This window comes from Nostoc sp. XA010 (assembly GCF_020829625.1).
In the GTDB taxonomy this organism is placed as follows: Bacteria; Cyanobacteriota; Cyanobacteriia; order Cyanobacteriales; family Nostocaceae; genus Nostoc.
The window spans coordinates 1-23,300 of sequence record NZ_JAIVFX010000039.1 but is presented as its reverse complement, the minus strand read 5'-3'; the positions used below and the strand labels follow the sequence as shown (position 1 = coordinate 23,300).

The 23,300-nt window shown below is 43.2% G+C and carries 7 protein-coding genes and 1 pseudogene; 6 read left to right on the top strand and 2 right to left on the bottom strand.

Annotated features, from left to right (window positions below):
- Positions 1-144 precede the first annotated feature (144 nt).
- From LC608_RS30885 to LC608_RS30860, 6 genes are all read left to right on the top strand, one after another.
- A complete protein-coding gene (locus LC608_RS30885; protein ID WP_229557205.1) occupies positions 145-9,816 on the top strand; it encodes a non-ribosomal peptide synthetase in 9,672 nt (3,223 codons plus the stop codon).
- Between the two features lie 288 nt (positions 9,817-10,104).
- Positions 10,105-15,792, top strand: a complete 5,688-nt coding sequence (locus LC608_RS30880) for a non-ribosomal peptide synthetase (RefSeq protein WP_229557204.1) — start codon at positions 10,105-10,107, stop codon at positions 15,790-15,792.
- Positions 15,793-15,895: 103 nt separating this feature from the next.
- Positions 15,896-17,212 carry an MFS transporter gene (locus LC608_RS30875; RefSeq protein ID WP_229557203.1) on the top strand — a complete coding sequence of 439 codons (1,317 nt, stop codon included), beginning with the start codon at positions 15,896-15,898 and terminating at the stop codon, positions 17,210-17,212.
- A gap of 200 nt (positions 17,213-17,412) precedes the next feature.
- A complete protein-coding gene (locus tag LC608_RS30870) occupies positions 17,413-18,093 on the top strand; it encodes a hypothetical protein (RefSeq protein WP_229557202.1) in 681 nt (226 codons plus the stop codon).
- A gap of 723 nt (positions 18,094-18,816) precedes the next feature.
- Positions 18,817-21,156, top strand: a complete 2,340-nt coding sequence (locus LC608_RS30865; RefSeq protein ID WP_229557201.1) for a M20/M25/M40 family metallo-hydrolase — start codon at positions 18,817-18,819, stop codon at positions 21,154-21,156.
- 117 nt (positions 21,157-21,273) lie between these two features.
- The gene (locus tag LC608_RS30860; RefSeq protein WP_229557200.1) at positions 21,274-22,050 is read left to right on the top strand and encodes a thioesterase II family protein; all 777 of its coding nucleotides are present in this window, start codon (positions 21,274-21,276) and stop codon (positions 22,048-22,050) included.
- Here the strand turns inward: LC608_RS30860 and LC608_RS30855 are convergent.
- Positions 22,004-22,285 carry a hypothetical protein gene (locus LC608_RS30855; protein WP_229557199.1) on the bottom strand — a complete coding sequence of 94 codons (282 nt, stop codon included), beginning with the start codon at positions 22,283-22,285 and terminating at the stop codon, positions 22,004-22,006. The genes LC608_RS30860 and LC608_RS30855 overlap by 47 nt on opposite strands.
- Before the next feature lie 525 nt (positions 22,286-22,810).
- A pseudogene (locus LC608_RS30850) lies at positions 22,811-23,179 on the bottom strand (transposase); the annotation flags it as partial.
- Positions 23,180-23,300: the final 121 nt, after the last annotated feature.

The following is a 23,300-nucleotide window of genomic DNA, read 5'->3' as shown; positions in this document are numbered from 1 at the left end:
CAAGGAAGTAGGCAGATTGGGTAAGGCTTTGAACTTAGTTCAGATTCTGTTAGATAGTTCTCTTTATTCCTCGACCTACTTAATGGATTTGCATAAAACGAATGAATCGTACTTAGTAGATTTTAATGGATTTGCATCAAACAAATGAATCGTAATAACAATAACATCAGACTTAACGCACAACAGCAAGAACTTCTTGCCTACTTGCTAGCGGAAGCGGGAATTGAATCAGAACAAGCAGCAAAAATTTCTCCAAGACAAAATCAAGATCCAGTACCACTATCGTTTTCACAGGCGCGGATGTGGTTTCTCGACCAACTACAGCCAGGAAGCGCCTACAACATCCCAGCAGTGGTAAGGATTGAAGGGCAGGTAAATGTGACGGCGCTGCATCAAAGTCTGAATGAAATTGTGCGACGTCATGAAATCTTGCGAACCACATTTACTACAATTAACGAGCAACCAGTGCAGGTGGTTCATACGGACCTGATTTTAACTTTGCCTTTGATAGATTTGGATTCACATGAACAGGCTTTACAATTTGTGTGTGCCGAATCTCAACAGCTTTTTGATTTAGCTCAAGGTCCGCTACTAAGTGCTAAACTTCTGCGACTAACGACTCAAGAGCATATACTGGTGCTGACAATGCACCATATTGTCTCAGATGGTTGGTCGCTGGGTGTCCTGGTGCAGGAATTGGCGTTACTATATGAGGGTTTTTCAACGGGTACTGCATCGCTGCCTCAACTTCCCATCCAATACGCAGACTACGCGCTTTGGCAACGGCAGAGGTTGCAAGGCGAAATGCTGGAAACTCAACTCAGTTACTGGAAACAGCAGCTTGCAGGTAGCTTGCCGGTGTTGCAGTTACCTACCGACAGACCTCGACCGCCAGTTCAAACTTTTGCTGGAGCAAAGCAAGCGTTAGAATTGCCGAAATTATTATCAGATGCGATCGCTAATTTTAGCCAACAAGCAGGTATAACTCCATTTATCACCCTGCTAGCAGCTTTTAAAAGCTTACTCTATCGTTATACGGGGCAAGAGGACATTATTGTTGGTTCGCCTGTCGCTAACCGCAACCGCACGGAAACTGAAAATTTAATTGGCTTCTTTATCAATACCCTGGTATTGCGAACAGACCTTGGAAATAATCCTACCTTTATGGAACTGCTGGCAAGGGAACGTGATGTAGTTCTGGGTGGCTACGACCACCAAGAGATGCCGTTTGAAAAGTTGGTAGAAATGCTACCGAATCGGGATATGAGCCACACGCCGCTTTTTCAGGTGATGTTTATACTCCAAAATGCTCCTATGCCGACGCTGGAATTTTCTGGTTTAAAGTTGAGTCCATTAAAAATTGATAATCAGACAGCGAAGTTTGATCTAACACTTGATTTAGAGGAAACACCAAACGGGATTTGTGGTTGCTTTGAATATAATACTGATTTGTTTGATGCCAGTACCATTGAGCAGATGGCGAGACATTTTCAGGTTTTGTTAGAAGGTATTATTGCCAACCCAAAACAACGGTTGTCAGACTTGCCGTTATTAACACCAGCCGAAGAAAATCAAATACTAGTGCAGTGGAATCGCACGACTAACAAGTATCCTCAGGATAAATGCCTGCATCAATTATTTGAAACGCAAGTGGAGCGCACACCCGACGAGGTGGCTGTGGTGTTTGGCGACGCACAACTTACTTATCGCGAGTTAAATCAACGCGCCAACCAGCTAGCGCATCATTTGCGACAATTAGGGGTGCAACCAGAAGTGAGGGTGGGTATTTGCGTTGAGCGCAGCCTCGATTTGGTGGTGGGAATTTTTGGCATTCTTAAAGCTGGTGGTGCGTATATTCCCCTCGATCCAAAGTATCCTCAAGAACGTTTAGCGTTGATGCTGTCAGATGCTCAAGCGCATGTGTTGCTCACCCACAGTCAAATCAACCAATTGCCGGGAAATTCGACGCCAGTCTATTTAGATACTGACTGCGAAGCAATTGACAAACAAAGCAGCGAAAACCCTAACCACACAGTTTTACCCGAACATAACGCTTACGTTCTTTACACCTCCGGTTCCACAGGTAGACCAAAAGCGGTTGTGATTGAACATCGCAGTACAGTAGCCTTTTTAAGTTGGGCAACAAATTTGTTTACCTTCTCGGATTTAGCGGGAGTTCTGGCTGCAACTTCGATTTGCTTTGATTTGTCAGTTTTTGAGTTATTTGCACCTTTAAGTTGTGGTGGTAAGGTAATTTTAGTGGAAAATGCGCTTTCCTTACCTAGTTTATCTGCAACCCAACAAGTCACTTTGGTTAATACAGTGCCTTCAGCGATCGCTGAATTGCTCCGAGTTAACGGTATACCCGTTTCGGTACGCACCATCAACTTGGCAGGAGAACCGCTTGCGAAAAAACTCGTACAGCAACTGTATCAAAACACTAGTATTCAACAGGTATTTAACCTTTACGGGCCTTCAGAAGACACGACTTACTCGACTTTCAGTTTGGTTCAACCCGAAGATAATATCGTGTCTATTGGTCGTCCGATTGCCAATACGCAAGTTTATGTTTTAGATCGTTACCTCAAACCGTTACCAATTGGCGTGCCTGGTGAATTGTATCTCGCTGGAGACGGTTTAGCTCGTGGCTATCTCAACCGCCCGGAATTAACCGCCGAGAAATTTATTCCCAACCCATTTAACAATCGATCGCATTCACGCCTTTATAAAACAGGCGACTTAGTACGCTATTTGCCCAACGGGAACCTTGAGTATTTGGGAAGACTCGACAATCAAGTAAAAATACGGGGATTTCGTATTGAATTAGGTGAAATTGAGGCTGTTTTGCGCCAATACCCAGGCGTGCAGGATGTTGTCGTTGTTGCCCGCGAAGACCAACCGGGTCAAAAACGTTTGGTTGCCTATTTGGTAGCATCATTAACTGTGAATGCGCTGCGGTCTTTCTTGACAGAGAAACTGCCAGAATTTATGATCCCCGCAGCCTTTGTAATGTTAGATACTTTACCACTAACCCCCAATGGCAAAGTAGACAGGCGATCGCTACCCGCACCATTGGGGTTGAGACAGGAAGCAGAAGTCGAATATATAGCTCCTGGAACGGTGGTTGAAGCACAACTGGCAAGTATCTGGTCAGATATTTTGGGATTAGAGCAAGTAGGTATAAACGATAACTTTTTTGCCTTGGGAGGACACTCGTTGCTGGCAACACAAGTGGTTTCGCGAGTTCGGGACATCTTTAAGGTTGAATTACCCTTGCGTAACTTGTTTACAGCGCCAACAGTTGCTAGCCTTGCCGCACAAATTGAGACAATTAGCTCCTCAGCATCTAGCATACAGCCGATAGAGTTAGCATCCCGCAATCAAATCCCCCTTTCTTTTGCCCAAACAAGGCTGTGGTTCTTAGATCAATTCGATACTAAAAGCGCTGCGTACAACATTACCGAAGCCCTGCGAATGACTGGTGCGCTGAAGGTAGAGGTATTGCATCAAAGTTTAAACGAAGTGGTGCGGCGGCATGAAGTGCTGCGAACCACTTTTGTCACGGTGGAGGGACAGCCAACTCAGGTAATTTACCCCAGTTTGATACTACCTTTACCAATTAGGGATTTAAGTCAATTACCTGAAACTGAACGACAGGAAGAAATTCAGCAGTTAATAATTACAGATGCCAAGCAACCCTTCGACTTGACGCAAGCACCACCGATTCGAGCGCAACTCTTGCGTTTAGCGGACACTGAACATCTATTGCTGTTAAATCTCCATCATATTATCGCTGATGGGTGGTCAATGGGTGTACTCGTTCGAGAAGTGGGGGCGCTTTACCAAGCCTTATCTACAGGTACTTCGCCTTTACCGGAGTTGTCGGTACAGTATGCAGATTTTGCAGTCTGGCAGCGTCAATGGCTGCAAGGAGAAGTACTGGAGGAACAGTTAAGCTATTGGAAACAGCAACTGGCTGGTAGTTCGGTTTTAAATTTGCCAACTGACTATCCGCGTCCGGTAGTACAGACATTTAACGGCAAAAAGGAGGCGCTAGAACTTCCCAAAATTTTGCTTGACGAACTGAAGGTGTTGGCGCAGCGCGAAAATGTGACGCTGTTTATGACGCTGCTGGCAGCTTTTCAAGTACTGTTACATCGCTACAGCCAACAAGATGATATTACTGTCGGTTCTCCCATTGCCAACCGCAACCGTCGGGAATTGGAACCCTTGATTGGGATGTTTGTCAATACCCTCGTGCTGCGTACAGATTTGGGTGGCAATCCCAGTTTTAGCGAACTGCTGCAACGAGTGCGCGAAGTGGCAATGTCCGCTTACGCCCATCAAGATTTGCCTTTTGAGAAACTGGTCGAGGTGCTATCGGAACGCGATACTAGCCGTAACCCACTGTTTCAAGTAATGTTCGTTTTGCAAAATGCCTCAACTGCGGCGCTGGAACTGCCAGGGTTAAAGTTGGAATTAATGCCAGTAGAAAACGAAACGGCAATGTTTGATTTAACGCTGAATTTGGAAGAAACAGCAAGCGGCATTACTGGTTACTTTGAGTACAACACTGATTTATTTGATGCAGCAACAATTCAGCGGATGGTGGGGCACTTCCAAACTTTGCTCTTTGGGATCGCCGCCAATCCGATGCAGCAAATTGGGAATTTGCCGCTGTTAACTGCCATTGAATTAGAGCAATTATTGGTAGGGCAAATAGAACCCGACGAAGAAGCGGTTTTAGCAACTGTTCACGAAATGTTTGAGCAACAGGTAGCCCGAACTCCAAATGCTCTAGCACTCACTTTAGAAAATCAATCCCTCAGTTACGCGGAGTTAAACCGCCGCGCCAATCAAGTAGCGCACTACCTCCAAAAACAAGGTGTTGCCCCAGAAACCTTGGTGGGGATTTGTATGAAACGTTCCCTCGATTTGTTGGTGGGATTACTAGGCATTTTAAAGGCGGGTGGGGCTTATGTACCCTTAGACCCTGCCTACCCAAGCGATCGCCTGGCGTTGATGTTAGAGGATGGAGTCTCAGTGTTGCTGACCCAGGAACGGTTGTTGTTGGCTTTGCCCGATACCTCTGCCAAAGTTGTTTGTTTAGATGCAGATTGGCAAACCATTGCTGAATGCAGCACCTTGAACCCAAATCATCAGGTGACAGCAGACAATCTTGCTTATATTATCTATACTTCCGGTTCTACTGGGCGTCCCAAAGGTGTAGCGATTGAGCATAGGTCTTTAGCACGATATACTCGAACCGCCGCTCAAGCGTATCAAATTGAAGCAAGCGATCGCATTTTGCAATTTGCTTCTATCAGCTTTGACGCTAGCGCCGAAGAAATTTATCCTTGTTTGACACGGGGGGCAACTCTAGTTTTACGAACCGATGCCATGTTGGGTTCGGTGCCAGAATTTTTACAAACTTGCCACAGGTGGGGTATCACTGTTCTCAACCTACCCACAGCCTACTGGCACGAAATCACAGCTAATTTAGAACCACCAACTATCAACTTACTGGCAACAGTTAGATTGGTAATTATTGGTGGCGAACAAGCACTGCCAGAGCGGTTGACAAAATGGCAAAATAGCTTGTCTAAAAGCATTTCGCTGATTAATACTTATGGTCCGACAGAATCGACTATCGTCGCCACAATGGCTGACATTAGTAATTCTACCATTACTATTGGACGGGCAATTCCCCATGTCCAAACATACATCCTGGATAAGTGGTTGCAACCCGTTCCGATTGGTGTCCAAGGAGAACTTTATATCGGTGGTGCCGGTTTAGCACGGGAATACCTCAACCAACCGGAGTTAACAGCCCAAAAATTTATCCTAAATCCCTTCAGCGATTTTTGTAACAATCCAAAATCGAGCCGCCTCTACAAAACTGGCGACTTAGCCCGCTACAATCGCGATGGCAATATTGAATTTCTCGGTCGCATCGACAGGCAAGTCAAAATCCGTGGTTTCCGCATCGAGATTGACGAAATTGAAACCATCTTCACTAGGCATCCTGCTGTACTCGAAGCGGCAATCATTGTTGTAGAAGATACGGGCGATAAACGCTTGGTAGCTTATGTTGCACTAAAACAACCGGCAGAACAACGCGAACTGCGCGACTTCCTCAAACAACATTTGCCAACCTACATGCTGCCTGCTGCGTTTGTATTACTTGCAGCTTTACCACATACGCCCAATGGCAAAATTGACCGCCGCGCCCTACCCGCCATAGATACTCTCCAAATCGAGAGAGAAGCAATTACAGCACCTCGAACTATTACCGAGCAAATTTTGGCAGGAATTTGGGCAGATGTTTTACAAACCGAGGTCGGTATCCACGACAATTTCTTTGAATTAGGGGGACATTCGCTGCTAGCCACCCAAGTTATATCGCGCTTACGCAAAGCATTTGAAATTGAGTTACCTCTACGCAACCTGTTTGAAGCGCCTACCATTGCAAGCTTGGCAGAAAGTATCGAACAAATGCGGCGCTCGGAGCAAGGTTTCCACGATTTGCCTTTGGTGCCAGTTTCGCGCCACCAAGATTTACCTCTATCTTTTGCACAAAAGCGATTGTGGCTTTTAGAACAGTTGCAACCCGGTAATGCTGCTTATCACATCCCTGCTGCCATTCAGATCCAAGGACAGCTAAATATCCCAGCCCTGGCAGCAAGCTTTAACGAAATTATCCGCCGTCACGAAGCATTGCGAACCGTTTTTATAGCCGAGGCTGGAAATCCAGTTCAGGTAGTTATTCCCAGCTTAAACCTCGAACTACCAATAATCGATCTTAGCAGTCTGCCAGAACAACGGGAAGCCGAGGTACTGCAACTGGCAAACGAAGCCGCCCAACAACCCTTTAATTTAGAACAAGCCCCACTATTACGAATCAGTTTGTTACAACTGGGCGAAGCCGAATATATCCTGCTGCTGACAATGCACCATATTATCTCCGATGGTTGGTCGATTGGTGTCTTCATCCGGGAAATGGCGGAACTATATGTAGCTTTTGCTGCTGGTAAGCCTTTAACTCTTGCCTCACCACCGATTCAGTATGCTGACTTTGCTAGTTGGCAACAACAATGGCTGCAAGGAGAAGTACTAGAAGCGCACGCTAGCTACTGGAAGCAGAAACTTGGCGGTAATCTTCCTATCTTAGAGTTACAAAGCGATCGCCCCCGACCGAAGGTGCAAAATTTCCAAGGTGCAAGGGAATCGCTAATATTACCTAAAGACTTGCACTTATCACTCAAAACTTTAAGTCAAAAGCAAGAAGTCTCTTTGTTTATTACGCTGCTAGCAGTATTCAAAATCTTGCTTTACCGTTTATCTGGGCAAGAGGATATTATTGTCGGTTCTCCTGTCGCCAACCGCAACCGAGCAGAAATTGAAGGACTAATCGGCTGTTTTGTCAATACCCTTGTGCTTCGCAGCGACTTGGCTGGAAATCCCAGTTTTAGCGAGTTCTTAACGCGGGTGCGTTCGGTTGTTTTGGAAGCTCAAGACCACCAAGATATGCCGTTTGAGAAGTTGGTGGAAGAACTGCAATTAGTGCGGGATTTGAGCCGCAATCCTTTGTTTGATGTGATGCTCAACTTTGTTAATACCCCGGAAACTGCCTTGGAACTTCCCGGTTTGAGCCTTAATTTACTCGACCAAATTGAACTTGAGTCAAAATTTTTGATGACGCTGTATGTGGAAGAAGAAAACGGCTTCCTCAAACTGCAATTAGTTTACCAAAGTGCGGTATTTTCTAGCGATCGCATGGCGTGTTTCTTGAAGCAATACCAGTATTTGCTAGAACAGGTTGTTGCCGATGTCAACCAACCGATCGATTCCTATTCATTAGTGACACCAGACTTGCAAATACTGCCAGACCCTAGTGCAGTTTTAGCCGAACCGCAACCGAAGTTAGTGACAAATATGTTTGCAGATTGGGCAAAACGCACACCCCAACAAGTTGCGATTTGTCAAGGCGAACATTTCTGGACTTATAGCCAACTTGCCGAAACTGCCCTTACTATCGCCAAGTTTCTCCATAGGACGCAACCAGGAGAGGCGATCGCAGTTTGCGGTTCACGCAGCTTTGGGCTAATCGCCAGCATAATAGGTATTCTTCAAAGTGGGGGAGTGCTGCTAACTCTTGACAGCAACCTTTCTAGCTACCGCCAGCAAATCATGCTGCAAGCAGCTAATGTCAAGCACGTATTGTATGTGGGTGCACGACGTCAAGAAGATGATTGGATGCGGGAATCGATAGCAATTACTGATGTGGCTGCGGATACAGGATTGCTGCTGGTTGATAGTTATCCCAATTTAGAAGCGGTAGAACTTCCCGAAATCGCTCCCGATGCTCCTGCTTATATTTTCTTTACTTCCGGGACAACAGGTATCCCCAAAGGAGTGCTGGGATCTCACAAAGGGCTAGGACATTTTCTCCAATGGCAGCAGCAAACGTTTGCGATCGCTCCCCAAGACCGAAGTGCCCAATTAACAGGTTTATCTTTTGATGTTGTCCTCCGAGATATCTTCTTACCCTTAACTAGTGGCGCTACCCTTTGCTTGCTCGAAGATAGCTTCGATATCCAACCAGATAAAATTATCGCCTGGTTGTTAAGCGAAAGAATTTCGCTGTTGCATACAGTCCCCGCCCTGGCACAATCTTGGTTGGTGAATATACCCTTCGGAAATTTACATTCGCTGCGTTGGGTATTCTTTGCCGGAGAACCACTTACGGAAACCCTAGTAAATCGCTGGCGCAAAGCTTTCTCCGGCTCTGGTATTGTTAACCTCTACGGACCCACCGAAACAACCTTAGCTAAGTGTTATTACATAGTACCCGAAGCGATCGCACCTGGCGTGCAACCCGTTGGCTGGACGCTACCACAAACCCAAGCCTTGGTTTTAGGGCACAATAAGCAACTATGCGGCATCGGCGAGCCAGGTGAAATAGTCTTGCGTACACCATTTTGCAGTTTGGGTTATATCAACGCGGAACTAGAACAGCAAACACGATTTGTCCCTAATTATTTCCGCAAAGATGCCCAAGACTTGCTTTACTATACAGGCGATCGGGGTCGTTATTTATTAGATGGTTCGTTAGAAATTCTCGGACGCCTCGATCGTCAAGTCAAAATTCGCGGAGTGCGAATCGAATTGGGTGAGATTGAGTCCGTATTCAGCCAACATCCTGCTGTAGTAGAAACAGTAGTCACTTGTCGGGAGGATATACCGGGTCAAAAACGGTTAGTTGCTTATGTTGTTCTCAAAACAGGAGAAACCCTGACCATCGGTAAGTTACGAAACTTTGTCAAGCAGCAACTACCCGAATATATGCTGCCTTCAGTATTGATATTGCTTGATGCCCTGCCGCTAACAGCAAACGGTAAAATCAATCGTCAAGCGCTTCCTATTCCCGACACAAATAGACCGGAATTAGAAGCAGCCTTTGTCGCACCGCGAAATCCTGTTGAAAAAGAAATCGCCGCCATTTGGGCAGAAGTCCTCGGATTAGAACAAGTAGGCATTGACGACAACTTCTTTGAATTAGGCGGACATTCCTTACTTGCAACCCAAGTTATCTCTAGAATGCGTAAAGTATTAAATGTGGATTTGCCTTTACGCACTCTATTTGAAACACCTACAGTTGCGGGTATCGCTGCTGCTACCCAAGCTCAACAACAGCAATCCCCCGACACCATCAACAAAATTACTTCAATAGATACAGAACAACTGCTAACAGATATCGACCAACTCTCTGAAAAAGAAGTCGATGCATTACTCAGTCAAATGTTAGCGGAGTAAAGTATCGATCGCAACTCAAATAGGATTGCTACTAGTAGTCCATATCCAACCGTTTTGAGGGATGTAGAGACGCGATACCCAAGTGTCTCTCCAAGGTTTTAAACACCTAACTCACCCGTAAAAATTAAAGGTAAAATGCAAAAAAAAGTAGATTTTATGAGCTTTTCAGCCATTTTAGATAATAACTTTATTTACCCCATTGTGTATTAGCATCAGTCCTAATCATAAATCTTCGATCGAACTTGATACAACTTCCCATCTCCTATTTAAAAACCAGGAAAATCGAAAATGACAGATAAAGAGCAACCAACCACGAATGCTTCCTCCGAAGAAAAACGTGCCTTGCTAGCGCGACTCCTACAAAAAAAAGCTAGCAAGCCAAAATTCTTTCCCCTATCTTTTGCACAGCAGCGACTTTGGTTTCTTGATCAATTACAGCCTGGTAGCTCTTTATACAATATATTTGTTGCTGTTCGCCTTCAGGGGCAATTAAATGTGGCGGCACTCGAACACAGTCTTAACGAAATTGTCCGCCGTCACGAAGCTCTACGTACAACTTTTGCGGTTGTAGATGGACAAGCGATGCAAGTTATCGCCCCCAGCTTGACCCTGCAATTGCCAATAATTAACTTAACGAATATCGACGGCGAACAGGAAACCGAGGCTTTGCGACTGGCTGTTGAAGAATCACAACAAGCTTTTGATTTGGTGCAAGGACCTTTGATTAGAGCCAAATTGTTAGAGTTAACTAGCGATCGCATCCTATTACTGACAATACATCACATTGTTTCTGATGGTTGGTCTAGAGGAATCTTAATCCAAGAAATAGCAGCACTATACGAAGCCTTCGACGCAGGAAAACCTTCACCCTTACCCGAACTACCAATTCAGTATCCAGATTTTGCTCACTGGCAAACGCAGTGGTTGCTTGGAGAAGTACTGGAAACCCAAATTTCCTACTGGAAACAACAATTAGCAGATGCCGCATCTGTACTTGAACTACCTTGTTCGCGCCCTCGACCGGCAATTCAAAGTTTCCGAGGTGCTTCCCAATCATTCGTGTTGTCAAAGTCTGTTTCCGAAAGATTGAAAACCCTCAGTCAGCAAGCAGGGGGAACTCTATTTATGACCCTGCTTACAGCTTTCAAGACTCTACTCTATCGCTATACAAATCAAGAAGATATCCTGGTTGGCACTCCCATTGCTAACCGCAACCGAGTGGAAATTGAAGAATTAATTGGTTTCTTCGCTAATACCTTGGTAATGCGAACTCAAATGGCGGGTAATCCAAGTTTTCTGGAATTGTTCAACCGAGTGCGGGAAGTCGCTTTAGGAGCATACGCCCACCAAGATTTACCGTTTGAGAAACTGGTAGAAGAACTGCAACCGGAACGCGACCTCAGTCACAACCCGCTGTTTCAGGTCATGTTTGTGTTGCAAAATGCCTCAATGCCAGTTCTGGAACTGCCCAACCTAAAAATTAGTTCTATAGATACCGATAGCGACACTGCCAAGTTTGATTTATGGCTATCTTTAGCAGAGGGATCGGAAGGACTATTTGGCACTTTGGAATACAGCACCGATTTGTTTGATGATGCCACAATTGAGCGAATGTTGGGACATTTTCAAACGTTGCTGCAAGCGATTGTTGCCAATCCTCACGAACGTATTTCCAACTTACAGTTACTAACACCAGCAGAACAACGCCAATTAGCTGATTGGAACAACACCGCAATAGACTATCCACAAAATTCTCTACACGAACTATTTGCAGCACAAGTTGAGCTTACCCCTGAGGCGATTGCAGTTGTTTGTGAAGATGAGCAACTAACCTACCAAGAACTCAATTGTAAAGCCAATCAATTAGCCCGCCATTTGCAGAAACTGGGCATAAAAGAAGAAACATTAGTTGGCATCTGCATGGAACGCTCGTTGGAGATGGTTGTCGGGCTTTTAGGTATTCTCAAAGCTGGTGGGGCTTATGTTCCCTTTGACCCTTCTTATCCCCAAGAACGCCTTGCTTTTATGTTTGAGGATTCCCATATCCCAGTCCTTTTAACCCAAAAGCGACTGGTTAATATCCTTCCCCGCCACAAAGCCCAAGTGGTTTTCCTCGACTCTGATTGGGAACAAATTGCTCAAAATAGCCAAATTAACTCGGACAGTTACGTGGAAAACCATAACTTGGCTTATGTAATTTATACATCTGGTTCCACTGGTCAGCCAAAAGGCGCAATGAACACTCATGGCGGTATTTGCAACCGCTTGTTGTGGATGCAAGATGCCTATCAGTTAACCGAGGCAGATCGAATTTTACAAAAAACCCCCTTTAGCTTCGACGTGTCAGTTTGGGAGTTTTTCTGGCCTTTAATTGCAGGCGCACGATTAGTTTTAGCTAGACCAGAAGGTCATAAAGATAGCGCTTATTTGGTAGAACTAATTGCCGAGCAACAGATTACCACAGTTCACTTTGTTCCCTCAATGCTGCAAATTTTCCTTGAGGAACAAAACCTGAAAAAATGCTACAGCTTGAAAAAAGTAATTTGTAGTGGGGAAGCACTGCCCTTCAAGTTGCAAGAGCGCTTTTTTAAGCGTTTGAGTGCCGAATTACACAACCTTTACGGTCCAACGGAAGCGGCGGTAGATGTCACTTATTGGAAATGCATACCACAACAAGGACAAATAGTCCCCATTGGTCGCCCTATTGCCAACACCCAGATTCATATCTTGGATAAAAATTTACAACCAGTACCCGTTGGTATACCAGGCGAATTGCATATTGGCGGTATCGGTTTAGCACGGGGTTATCTCAATCGTCCTGAATTAACAGCTGAAAAGTTCATTTCCAACCCTTACAGTAACGACCCCCAAGCGCGTCTTTACAAAACTGGAGATTTAGCTCGTTACTTAAACAATGGCAACATTGAATACTTAAATCGTATCGACAACCAAGTTAAATTACGCGGACTTCGCATCGAATTGAGCGAAATCGAAGCGGTGCTGTGGCAGCATCCATCGGTGCAAGAAACTGCCGTTATCCTTCGGGAAGATATACCAAATGACAAACGCCTAGTCGCATATGTTGTGCAAAAAACAGATGCAGGTTCTCAAGAGCAACTTATTGAGTTTCAAAACGAACACATTTCCCAATGGCAGACCGTCTACAACGAAAGCTACAGTCAATCCTCCACCCTCCAAGACCCAACATTTAATGTCATCACTTGGAACAGCAGCTATACAGGCTTGGAAATTCCAGAAGCGCAAATGTACGAGTGGGTTAACTCGACTGTTGACCGAATTCGGGCTTTACAACCGCAGCGAGTGCTGGAAATTGGTTGCGGCACAGGTCTATTACTGTTTAGAATTGCACCACACTGCACTGAATATTTCGGTACAGATTTTTCCCAAGAAGTACTGCACTACATTCAAAAACACCTGCAACTGCCTCAAGTCAAATTGGCACATCGTACCGCCGATAATTTTGCAGAAATTCCAACCGATATTGATACAGTTATCCTGAACTCGGTGATTCAGTACTTCCCTAACATTGACTATCTCCTCCAGGTTTTAGAAGGTGCTGTGAACACAGTTAAACCAGGCGGTACGATTTTTGTGGGGGATGTTCGCAGCTTGCCATTGCTGGAAACTTACCATACCTCCGTTCAACTGTATCAAACTCCTGAGTCTCTGACACAGAAAGAGTTGCAACAACAAATCAAACAGCGCATCGCTGCGGAAGAAGAACTTGCGATCGACCCTGAATTCTTCTTCGCACTGCAACAGCACATTCCTCAGATTCGCCACGTCGAAATTCTGCTAAAACGCGGTCACCACCACAACGAATTAACGAAGTTTCGTTACGACGTAATTTTGCATGTGGGTTCAACCCCACTCGCAGACGAGGAGGGGTCATCCCAAATCAATCTGACTTGGTTGGACTGGCAGCAACAAAACTTAAGTTTGGCAGATATCCGTCAGTTGCTAGTCGAGGAACCAGAAATTCTGGGATTGCGACAAGTAGCCAACGCACGTCTTTTAGCAGACGTGAAAACACAAGAATTGTTGGCTTCTCCTCTATGGGAAGCAGGAGTGCGTTGCCCTGGGCAACCATCTTCGTTGGTATCGCACTTCTCGGCTGAATTAACAGCAATAGACCCAGAAGACATTTGGAGCTTGAGTGATGATTTACCCTACAATGCTGATATTACCTGGTCAAATACGAATGCCTGCTTTGATGTAGTTTTCAGACACAAGGAAAAAGCTGATAGTTCTCGATTTGTAGCTCTTTATGGGCAGACAATTGACTTAAAAGCTTGGCACTGCTATGCGAACAACCCTTTGCAAGGCAAATTTACCCGGAAATTTGTACCGCAACTTCGCAGTTACTTACAGGCTAAACTGCCCGATTATATGGTGCCTTCAACGTTTATGCTGTTAGAGGCTTTACCCCTAACACCCAACGGTAAATTAGACCGTCGCGCTTTGCCAGCACCCGATATGCGGTTAGAATTAGATACCAATTTTGTTGCACCTCGTAACTCGACAGAAGCCGAATTAGCCAAAATTTGGGCTGAAGTTTTGGGGATTGAGAAAGTTGGCATTCATAACAACTTTTTTGAATTGGGAGGACATTCACTCCTAGCAATCCAACTAATTTCTCGCATCTGCAAAGCTTTACAAGTAGAAATTCCCCTGCGTACTTTGTTTGAAACACCAACAGTAGCAGGAATGTGCCAAGCCGTAGCTATTCAACAAGCAGATAGTACCTCGACAATTACAGCTAATTCTCTAGATTTAACTGCGGACACTATCTTAGATTCAACAATTAACTTTACAGTGCCTGCTAGTAATTTCACTGAAACACAAAATATTTTACTAACCGGAGCCACCGGCTTTTTAGGAGCTTTCTTGCTCTACGAATTACTCCAGCAAACTTCCGCCGACATTTATTGTTTGGTACGAAACAATACAGAAGATGGTAAGCGGAGAATTCAAAGAAACCTGCAATCTTATCTACTTTGGGACGAAACCTTTAGTTCCAGAATCGTCCCACTCTCAGGAGATTTGTCACAACCACTTTTAGGTCTTTCACCCACGCAGTTTCAACAGATAGCAGACAAAATTGATGTTATCTATCACAACGGCGCGATAGTAAACTTTATTTATCCTTACTCGGCGCTCAAAGCAGCTAATGTTCTAGGGACTCAAGAAATTTTGAGGTTGGCATCTCAAATCAAAGTTAAACCTGTACATTTTATTTCCACTTTGTCTATATTTCCACTTAGTGAGGGCGTTGAAAGTCAGAAAATTTTAGAACAAGACAGCTTGGATAATGCAGGTTTAACCACTGGCTACACTCAAAGTAAATGGGTAGCAGAAAAATTAATCTTGTCTGCACGTTCCAGGGGTCTACCAGTAAGCGTTTACCGGCCTGGAAGAATTTCTGGACAAAGTCAAACAGGAGTCTGTCAAAGCGATGACTTTTTATGGCGAATGATCAAAGGTTGCATTCAAATGGGCTGCGCTCCTGAGATGGACATGACAGTAGACATGACACCAGTCGATTATGTCAGCAAAGCCATCGTTCATATATCCAAACAAAAAGAATTACTCTCCAAAGCTTTTCATTTGTTTAACCCCCATCCCATGCAATTAAATCAATTAATTGAATGGATGAAATCTTTTGGCTACCAACTTCAGCAAATGCCCTATCCGCAGTGGAGAGCGCAATTGTTGGAAATCGCCGGAAACTCGGCGGAAAATGCCGCCTATGCCCTTGTGCCTTTGTTTTCGGAAAATATCTCACAAGAGGAAATGCCCGAACAAACAAAACGCCCGCACTTTGACAGCCAAAACACCTCCACCGGACTTGCAGGAACTGATATTACCTGTAACCCTGTAGACGCAGAATTACTGAATACTTACTTCACGTATTTCATTCGCAGCGGTTTCCTCAATGTACAGCTAGCTAAATAAGTAGGTAAGCGTAAATAAATGAAAGTTTGCAGTCAGGGCTTGGGCGTTTAAAACCTTTGCCCTGATGGCACGCCATCTCCCCTACTCCCCACTCTTCTTTTTTATGTCAAAAACAGCACGCGGAACGCATATTTTCGGCATTATCTGGTTTGGACAGCTTGTGTCTCTGTTTGGCTCTGGGTTAACCGGGTTTGCTTTGGGTATCTGGGTATACCAGCAAACAGGCTCAGTTACTAAATTTGCATTGATTTCTTTATTTACTACACTGCCGGGAATTGTCATTTCTCCCATAGCAGGTGCATTGGTAGATCGTTGGGATCGTCGCTGGACGATGATACTCAACGATGCTGGGGCAGGCTTAAGTACGTTAATAGTGGCAGTGCTACTTTTTTCAGGTAAATTGCAAGTTTGGCATATTTACTTAGCAATGGCGGCTATCTCCACATTCAACGCTTTTCAATGGCCAGCTTATACTGCCGCAACAACATTAATTGTTCCCAAGCAACACCTCGGTCGCGCTAGCGGTATGGTACAAGTTGCCGATGCAGCCTCCCAAATACTCTCACCTGCACTGGCTGGTATTTTAGTTGCCGTTTTCAAGATTCATGCCGTACTCCTAATTGATGTCTGTACTTTCGGTTTCTCCTTGCTGACGCTACTGTTTGTGCGGTTTCCCAAACCCGAAACGACACCTGAAGGGAAAATGGGGCAGGGTTCGTTGCTACAGGAAGCCATTTATGGTTGGACTTATATCACTTCTCGACCTGGGTTGTGGGGATTATTAATTTTCTTTGCTACCAGCAATTTCTTTACAGGTATTGTGAGTGTATTGGTGACGCCTCTCGTGCTGGCTTTTGCACCTGTCGCCGTCCTGGGTACAGTATTGACCGTTGGTGGGATGGGAATGCTAGCAGGTAGTATTGTCATGAGCGTTTGGGGTGGTGGTAAACGTCGCATTTACAGTGTACTCAGCTTCACACTTCTGGGCGGAGTGTGCATTGTGTTTGCTGGAGTGCGACCATCGGTTGTAGTTTTCTTTTTTACTGCCTTTTTCTACTTTTTTGGCGAACCGTTAATTAATGGTTCAAGCCAAGCAATTTGGCAAAGCAAAATCCCAGCTGATATTCAAGGACGAGTTTTCGCCGTGCGACGAGCGATCGCAATGATATCACTACCACTTGCTTACGTAGTTGCAGGTCCATTAGCTGACCTTTTTGAGCTACTACTTGCCGAAGGTGGCTTGTTAGCCAGTAGTATCGGCAAAATTATCGGTGTAGGGCGTGGATACGGCATTGCCTTATTATTTGTTCTAATTGGCACGCTTACCGTCGTGACAGCAATTGCTGGCTACTTATATCCACACCTACGATTGGTAGAAGATGAGCTACCAGATGCAATTGTTGTGGCAGTTGATGCGTAAGGGCGGTTAGCAATTAGCTATTAGCTATTAGCCCGACGCCAAAAGCTAACTGCCACGCACTGAAGCCATTTGAGAATTCCAGTTTTTAGCCGTTCTCAGTATAGATACGAATCGACTTTCAGGAATTAATGCTCCTGAAATTGAATTAACTTTCAGACCCTGAATTAATTTTCACTTGATATTCAATCTAAAGGTAAATAATGAAAAATAACAGCCTTACTCAGTTGGGAGGAACTTGTTCTATCTTCGTAGGAATTTCCTATATTATCATTGGCATCACCTACGCACTAGACCCAAGCCAAAGAGTTGCTACCATCCAAGAATTTTGGCGATCGCTTGCCAACAATAGTATTCCAAATGTAGTTTTGCATTGGGAACTTGCCTTAAGTGGAGTCTTTGCTCTTGCTGTAATACCAGCAATTTCATCTCTCGTTATTTCTGCAAACGAAGGTTGGGTTTGTTGGACAAGTAGTTTAGCTTACTTTGGTTTTGGGGTGAGCGCATTAGAAAATTTTCGTTCCATCACTCTGATCCCAATTTGGGCAAAAGCCTATGTCAATAATGACGCTGCTTATCAAACAGCAATTATTGCCACAAGCAAGCTTACAAGCTATGACCCAGATGCTTGGCTCACATCAGGAGGTGTCGGTTTATGGATATTAGTTGTTAGTTTGCTTGCTTTTCGCAAAAGTATATTTTCTAAAACCTTAGCATTGGTGGGAATTGCTGTCGCTATCCTACATTGGCTAGTGGTAATAGGAACTTTCTTCGACCTTTATTTCCTAGTTTTATTCTCGGCAATTTTAGGTGGTTTAATTTTAATACCAATTTGGTACATCAGCATGGGAATAATTCTGAAACGAACAACCTTTTCAAACTAGTGCAATAAGGGAGTAGGTGTAGCGACCTGCAATACTAATCGCTCAAACCTGCAATCAAGACATTTACAGACCAGGATTAAATGCAACTATAATTTTGGTTCAGCCAGGATTAACTGCAACGTTCCCCTTGATTATTTGCAACTGAGCCTGCAATCATCGGTTTGAGCCAGGATTATCTGCAACTATAAAAGTAAAAGAAACGAACGGTTTCTTAACTGCTTCACCAGTAAGGCTTAGAGTTACTTTTACCGTTGGTTTTTAAGTAAAAAAACTTGGGTTTTGAATTCAAAGTTAATTTATCAAATTATCAAATGAGTTTTTTGACAAACTCCTGTTAAGGAGAGAAAACCCAGTCTTAGTAAATTGTTGAGTTTATTTGCAAATAATCCTGGTCGAAACGGATGATTGCAGGCTGGTTGCATTTAATCCTGGCTGAATACAGCGATGATTGCAGGTCGGGGGATTTATAATTGCAGGTCACTACATTTAGGCAGTAGGCAGAAATAAAGAAACTTTATTTCATGAGTTTTTGAAGCTTTTTTAACTGGACAGTTATTTCAGCCAAGCTGCACTAGGTAATTAAGTAAGTCGGCACAAATAAACCTAAATGTAATAAGAGTTTAGAGGCAGTTACGAGAAATCAATTTTGAGAGCAAAAAATTATGTTTAATTTTGCCCACTTACTTCCATCAACTCATCAGTACCAATTTGCTAAAATTGATTATGAAAAATATTGCCTTTGTCACTTTTTTGTTCATCCTATGTCTGGTATTTCTCGGAATTTACCAATTAGATCCTCCTGCTGCTGTAAGCGTCAGCGCACCGTTGGTCGAATTCTCTTCGAGTCGTGCGATTAAACACCTTGAGGTGATTGCCAAAAAACCTCATCCTATAGGTTCAGCAGCAAGTGCAGAAGTGCGTAACTACATCGTTCAACAGTTAACTACGCTAGGAGTTAAACCCGAAGTACAAACAACTTCGGTAATTAATGAAAAATGGGGTACTCCTTTTGTAGCGGGTAACGTTGCTAACGTTATTGCTAAACTTGAAGGAACGGATCGCACTAAAGCTGTTTTATTTGCGGCTCACTATGATTCAATTGCCCAAGGTGTTGGTGCTAGTGACAACGGTACTGCCGTTGTCGCAATGCTAGAAAATATTAGGGCGTTAAAAGCTGGTTCTCCTTTAAAAAATGATGTAATTTTTCTCTTTACTGATGGCGAAGAATCTGGACTTTTAGGAGCGAAGGCTTTTGTCGATCAACATCCGTTTGCAAAAGATGTGGAAGTTGCTTTCAACTTTGAAGCACGCGGCAATAGTGGCTCATCAGTAATGTTTGAAACTAGCGATCAAAATGGATGGGTAATTCAAGAATTTGCCAAAGCAGCAGTTCATCCGATCGGTAATTCCATCTTTTATACTATTTATAAAATTTTGCCTAATGATACGGATTTAAGTATATTCAAAAAAGCTGGTTGGTCGGCACTAAATTTTGCTTATTTAAAAGGATTTAATTACTACCATACTTTTGTAGATAACCTAAAAAATGTAGATGAGCGCAGCCTGCAACATCAAGGTGAATATATTTTAGCCTTGAGCCGTCACTTTGGAAATTTAAATCTAGAAAATACCAAGGACAGTGATGCTATCTATTTTGATATTTTAGGTTTAACTCTTATTCATTACCCCGAAGCTTGGGTTCCTCCTCTGACAATTTTTGTGACTGCTTTCTTTGTCATGGTGATAATGCTTGGTTTGAAAAGAAGACAGTTGACGATCGGGGGAATTATTTTAGGTTTTTTTGCTTTCTTATTTACTATTTTTATCGCATCAGCAACAGTGACATTGGCTTGGTGGGTTATCACCACGGTTCACAGTGGTTATCAAGTATTTGCTCAAGGTGATACTTATAATAGCAATTTTTATTTAGTTGGTTTTGTAGCTCTCACGATTGCTATTACCTCCAGTTTATACACTTTGTTTTCTAAAAAAATCAGCATATCAAATCTAGCAGTTGCAGCTTTGCTTGGCTGGCTGATATTAATGATAATAACTAGTTTATTTTTACCAGGAACCAGTTATTTCTTTACATTCCCACTATTATTTACTCTTGTAGGCTGGGGGTTAATATTCGCTATCGAACCTATTACCAGACTACCAAAAACAGTATCCGATGATAGCAAAAAGCGAATAAACATGGGAGTAAGAGTTACTATTCTCTCTGTATGTGCCATTCCCGGAATTATTCTACTAACTCCCACAATCTATATTATATTTCTTGCCCTTACCTTGAGTATGTCTGGAGCGATCGCAGTTTTAGTAGGGCTGCAATTGGGATTACTCATTCCCTACATCACTCTTTTTAGGAATGGTAACAAGTTTTTGTTATCTAGATTTGCACTACTAATAAGTTTGGGTTTTATCTTTGCAGGTAGTTTGACAGCAGATTTTACCGCCAAATACCCAAAACCTAATAGTATTTTATATGGTTTGAATGCCGACACAGGGAAAGCAATTTGGGCAAGTCTCGATCAAAAACCAGATGAGTGGACTTCTCAGTTTCTTTCTCAAAATCCCCAAAAAGTGACTTTAACTGAATATTTACCGACGGTATCGTGGCAATTTCTTCAAAATTCTGCTTCTGTAGTCTCACTGTCCCCACCAGATATCCAACTACTCAAAGATAATGTAGAAAATAGCACTAGAACAGTACATTTGCAAATTACTTCCCCTAGAAAAGCGCGTATTTTGCGTGTATATGCGGATACAAAAACAGAAATTTTAGAAGCTGCGGTCAATGGAAAGAAAATAGATATTAACCATACACATAACAATACTCAAAATGCTTGGGGGTTGGATTATTTTGCCATTCCTCCAGAAGGTATAGAGTTAACTTTATCAATCAAGCGATCGCAACCTTTAAAGCTTAAAGCTGTAGACCAATCAGAAGGTCTTCCAAAAATACCAGGTAAATTTACATCAAGACCTAATTATATGATGCCTACGGCATTTGGTGGTGGGGTTAGTAACTCAACCTTAGTAAGCAAATCTTTCACATTTTGAGTTAATAATTTTAGATTTTTCTATGGATCAAAGCTCCCGCTTCGCACTTGTCATCAATCCAAAATCCTGTCTGGCTACCGACTCTAATTACTTTTACTTAGTTACTATACTAATCTTATGACCGCAACACTTATTCATAATTCCTGGTTTTTATCTTATAAACCAAAATCGCAAACTCAACTGCGTTTATTTTGTTTCCCCTACGCAGGTGGCGGAGCAGCAAATTTTTCCCGATGGTCAGACTATTTACCAGAAATAGAAGTTTGTCCGGTTCAACTTCCAGGTCGAGAAAATCGATTTCACGAACAATCATTCATCCAACTTTCACCTTTGGTAGAGACCCTGGCACAAGTCATATATCCTTATCTAGACATACCATTTGCCTTTTTCGGACACAGTATGGGTGCGCTAATTGCGTTTGAACTTGCCCAGCAACTTCGCAGCAATTACAGTTTATCTCCAGATCACTTGTTTGTTTCTGGTAGAGGTGCGCCTCAAATACCCGATCGAGAACCGCCCATCAGCCAATTGCCTGAATCTGAGTTCATCGAAGAATTACGCTGTTTTAACGGAACGCCAGAATCAGTTTTGCAAAATATGGAATTGATGCAGCTAATGCTGCCAATTCTTCGAGCCGATTTTGCACTTTGTGAGACATATGTTTACTCAAACCACAAGCCTCTAGATTGCCCAATTTCTGCATTTGGGGGTACTGAGGATAGTCAAGTGAGTCATAAAGCGCTGATGGCATGGCAAGAGATGACAAATAGCCGATTTGCACTTTCGTCTTTCCCTGGAAATCATTTCTTTATAAATAGCGCTCGAAACTTTGTTTTGCAAGCTATTGTTAAAGATTTAACGAAAGTGCGTAATTTCGCCTCTTCAACGAAATAAGCACGGGCATTACAGCGTTTTCGGATAAATAGGTTGTGTTGCGAAAACTGCTTGAGGACACCAGTTTTTGCAATACAACTAAAAAAAACGGGATACCAAACCCCTGAGATGCTAGATTTTTAGCGATCGCATCCAGCCTCATCATTTCCTTACGGGCAGAAATGATACTTCCGGCATCTTCCATATCACCCTTTTTGTAAGCTAGTTCTAGGTTGGCAATTAATCGTTGGTACACGTGGAGAGCTTCCTGCGTAACCGGAATTTCACTACGTGCTAATGCAATACTGCTCGGTTAAGGGAAAATAGATAGTGGAATAAATCATAATTTGTTCGCGTGTAATTTACGAGAACAAAAACAGCTAAAAACGCTGCTTGTACCTGAAGGAACTCTCGAAAAATTTAATTGTCAATTGCTGAGAATATTTTAAACCTGTTGAACTATAAATTAAGGATGAACAGTTTACTGTATCGCCCAAATAATGGATGTATTCAACTTGCTTTCCTAAAAATTTGAAAGGCTAGTAATTGTCGAAGAGTGCCATTATTTCTATGACATCGTTTTTTACTCTGAAACTTTGAGCGAGTTTTCTTGACGGCTCTGGGATTACTTCTGTGCTGTGGTGGTGGAATTTTTAATTCTTTTATTTCCAAAGTTAACCAACTAAAAAATACATTAATATCTGGGAATATTTTTACTGCAATCTGGAACAAAGGGATAGCACGTCTAATCACTCTAAGAGATTATTTATAAAGTAAATCTTTAGGCTACAAGGCGACGCAACATAATCCGAGTCATGACAGCATATATAGCAGCTTCACTCATTTCAGGTAAACGCTCATAATCCTTGCTGAGACGATGATATTGGTTAAACCACCCGAATGTTCTTTCAACTACCCAGCGTTTCGGTAAAACCTGAAATTCTGGCTCAGTACGCCGTATGACTTCAACATGAGCTTGGATCATCAACCAAACACAAAGAGCAAATTTATCACCGTCATAACCGGAATCAACCCATAAAACTTCAACTTTTTCGAGTAATTCAGGACGCTCCTCTAACAATTCCATCAAAGCATAGGCAGCAACTAATCGTTCTGGGACATTTGCTTCACTTACAACCACTTTCAATACTGCTCGGTTAAGGAGAAATAGAGGGTAAAACAAAGAAAATAGTGTTCGCGAATTGTTTACGCGAACAAGATGATTGGACTTACTTTTTCTCTTTGAGGCTATCGTACAAGTCCACCCAATT

Bases quoted from the DNA above. Each gene is read 5' to 3' on its own strand.
- LC608_RS30885 (WP_229557205.1), top strand. From the start codon at position 145: ATGAATCGTAATAACAATAACATCAGACTTAACGCACAACAGCAAGAA.
- LC608_RS30880 (WP_229557204.1), top strand. From the start codon at position 10,105: ATGACAGATAAAGAGCAACCAACCACGAATGCTTCCTCCGAAGAAAAA.
- LC608_RS30875 (WP_229557203.1), top strand. From the start codon at position 15,896: ATGTCAAAAACAGCACGCGGAACGCATATTTTCGGCATTATCTGGTTT.
- LC608_RS30870 (WP_229557202.1), top strand. From the start codon at position 17,413: ATGAAAAATAACAGCCTTACTCAGTTGGGAGGAACTTGTTCTATCTTC.
- LC608_RS30865 (WP_229557201.1), top strand. From the start codon at position 18,817: ATGAAAAATATTGCCTTTGTCACTTTTTTGTTCATCCTATGTCTGGTA.
- LC608_RS30860 (WP_229557200.1), top strand. From the start codon at position 21,274: ATGACCGCAACACTTATTCATAATTCCTGGTTTTTATCTTATAAACCA.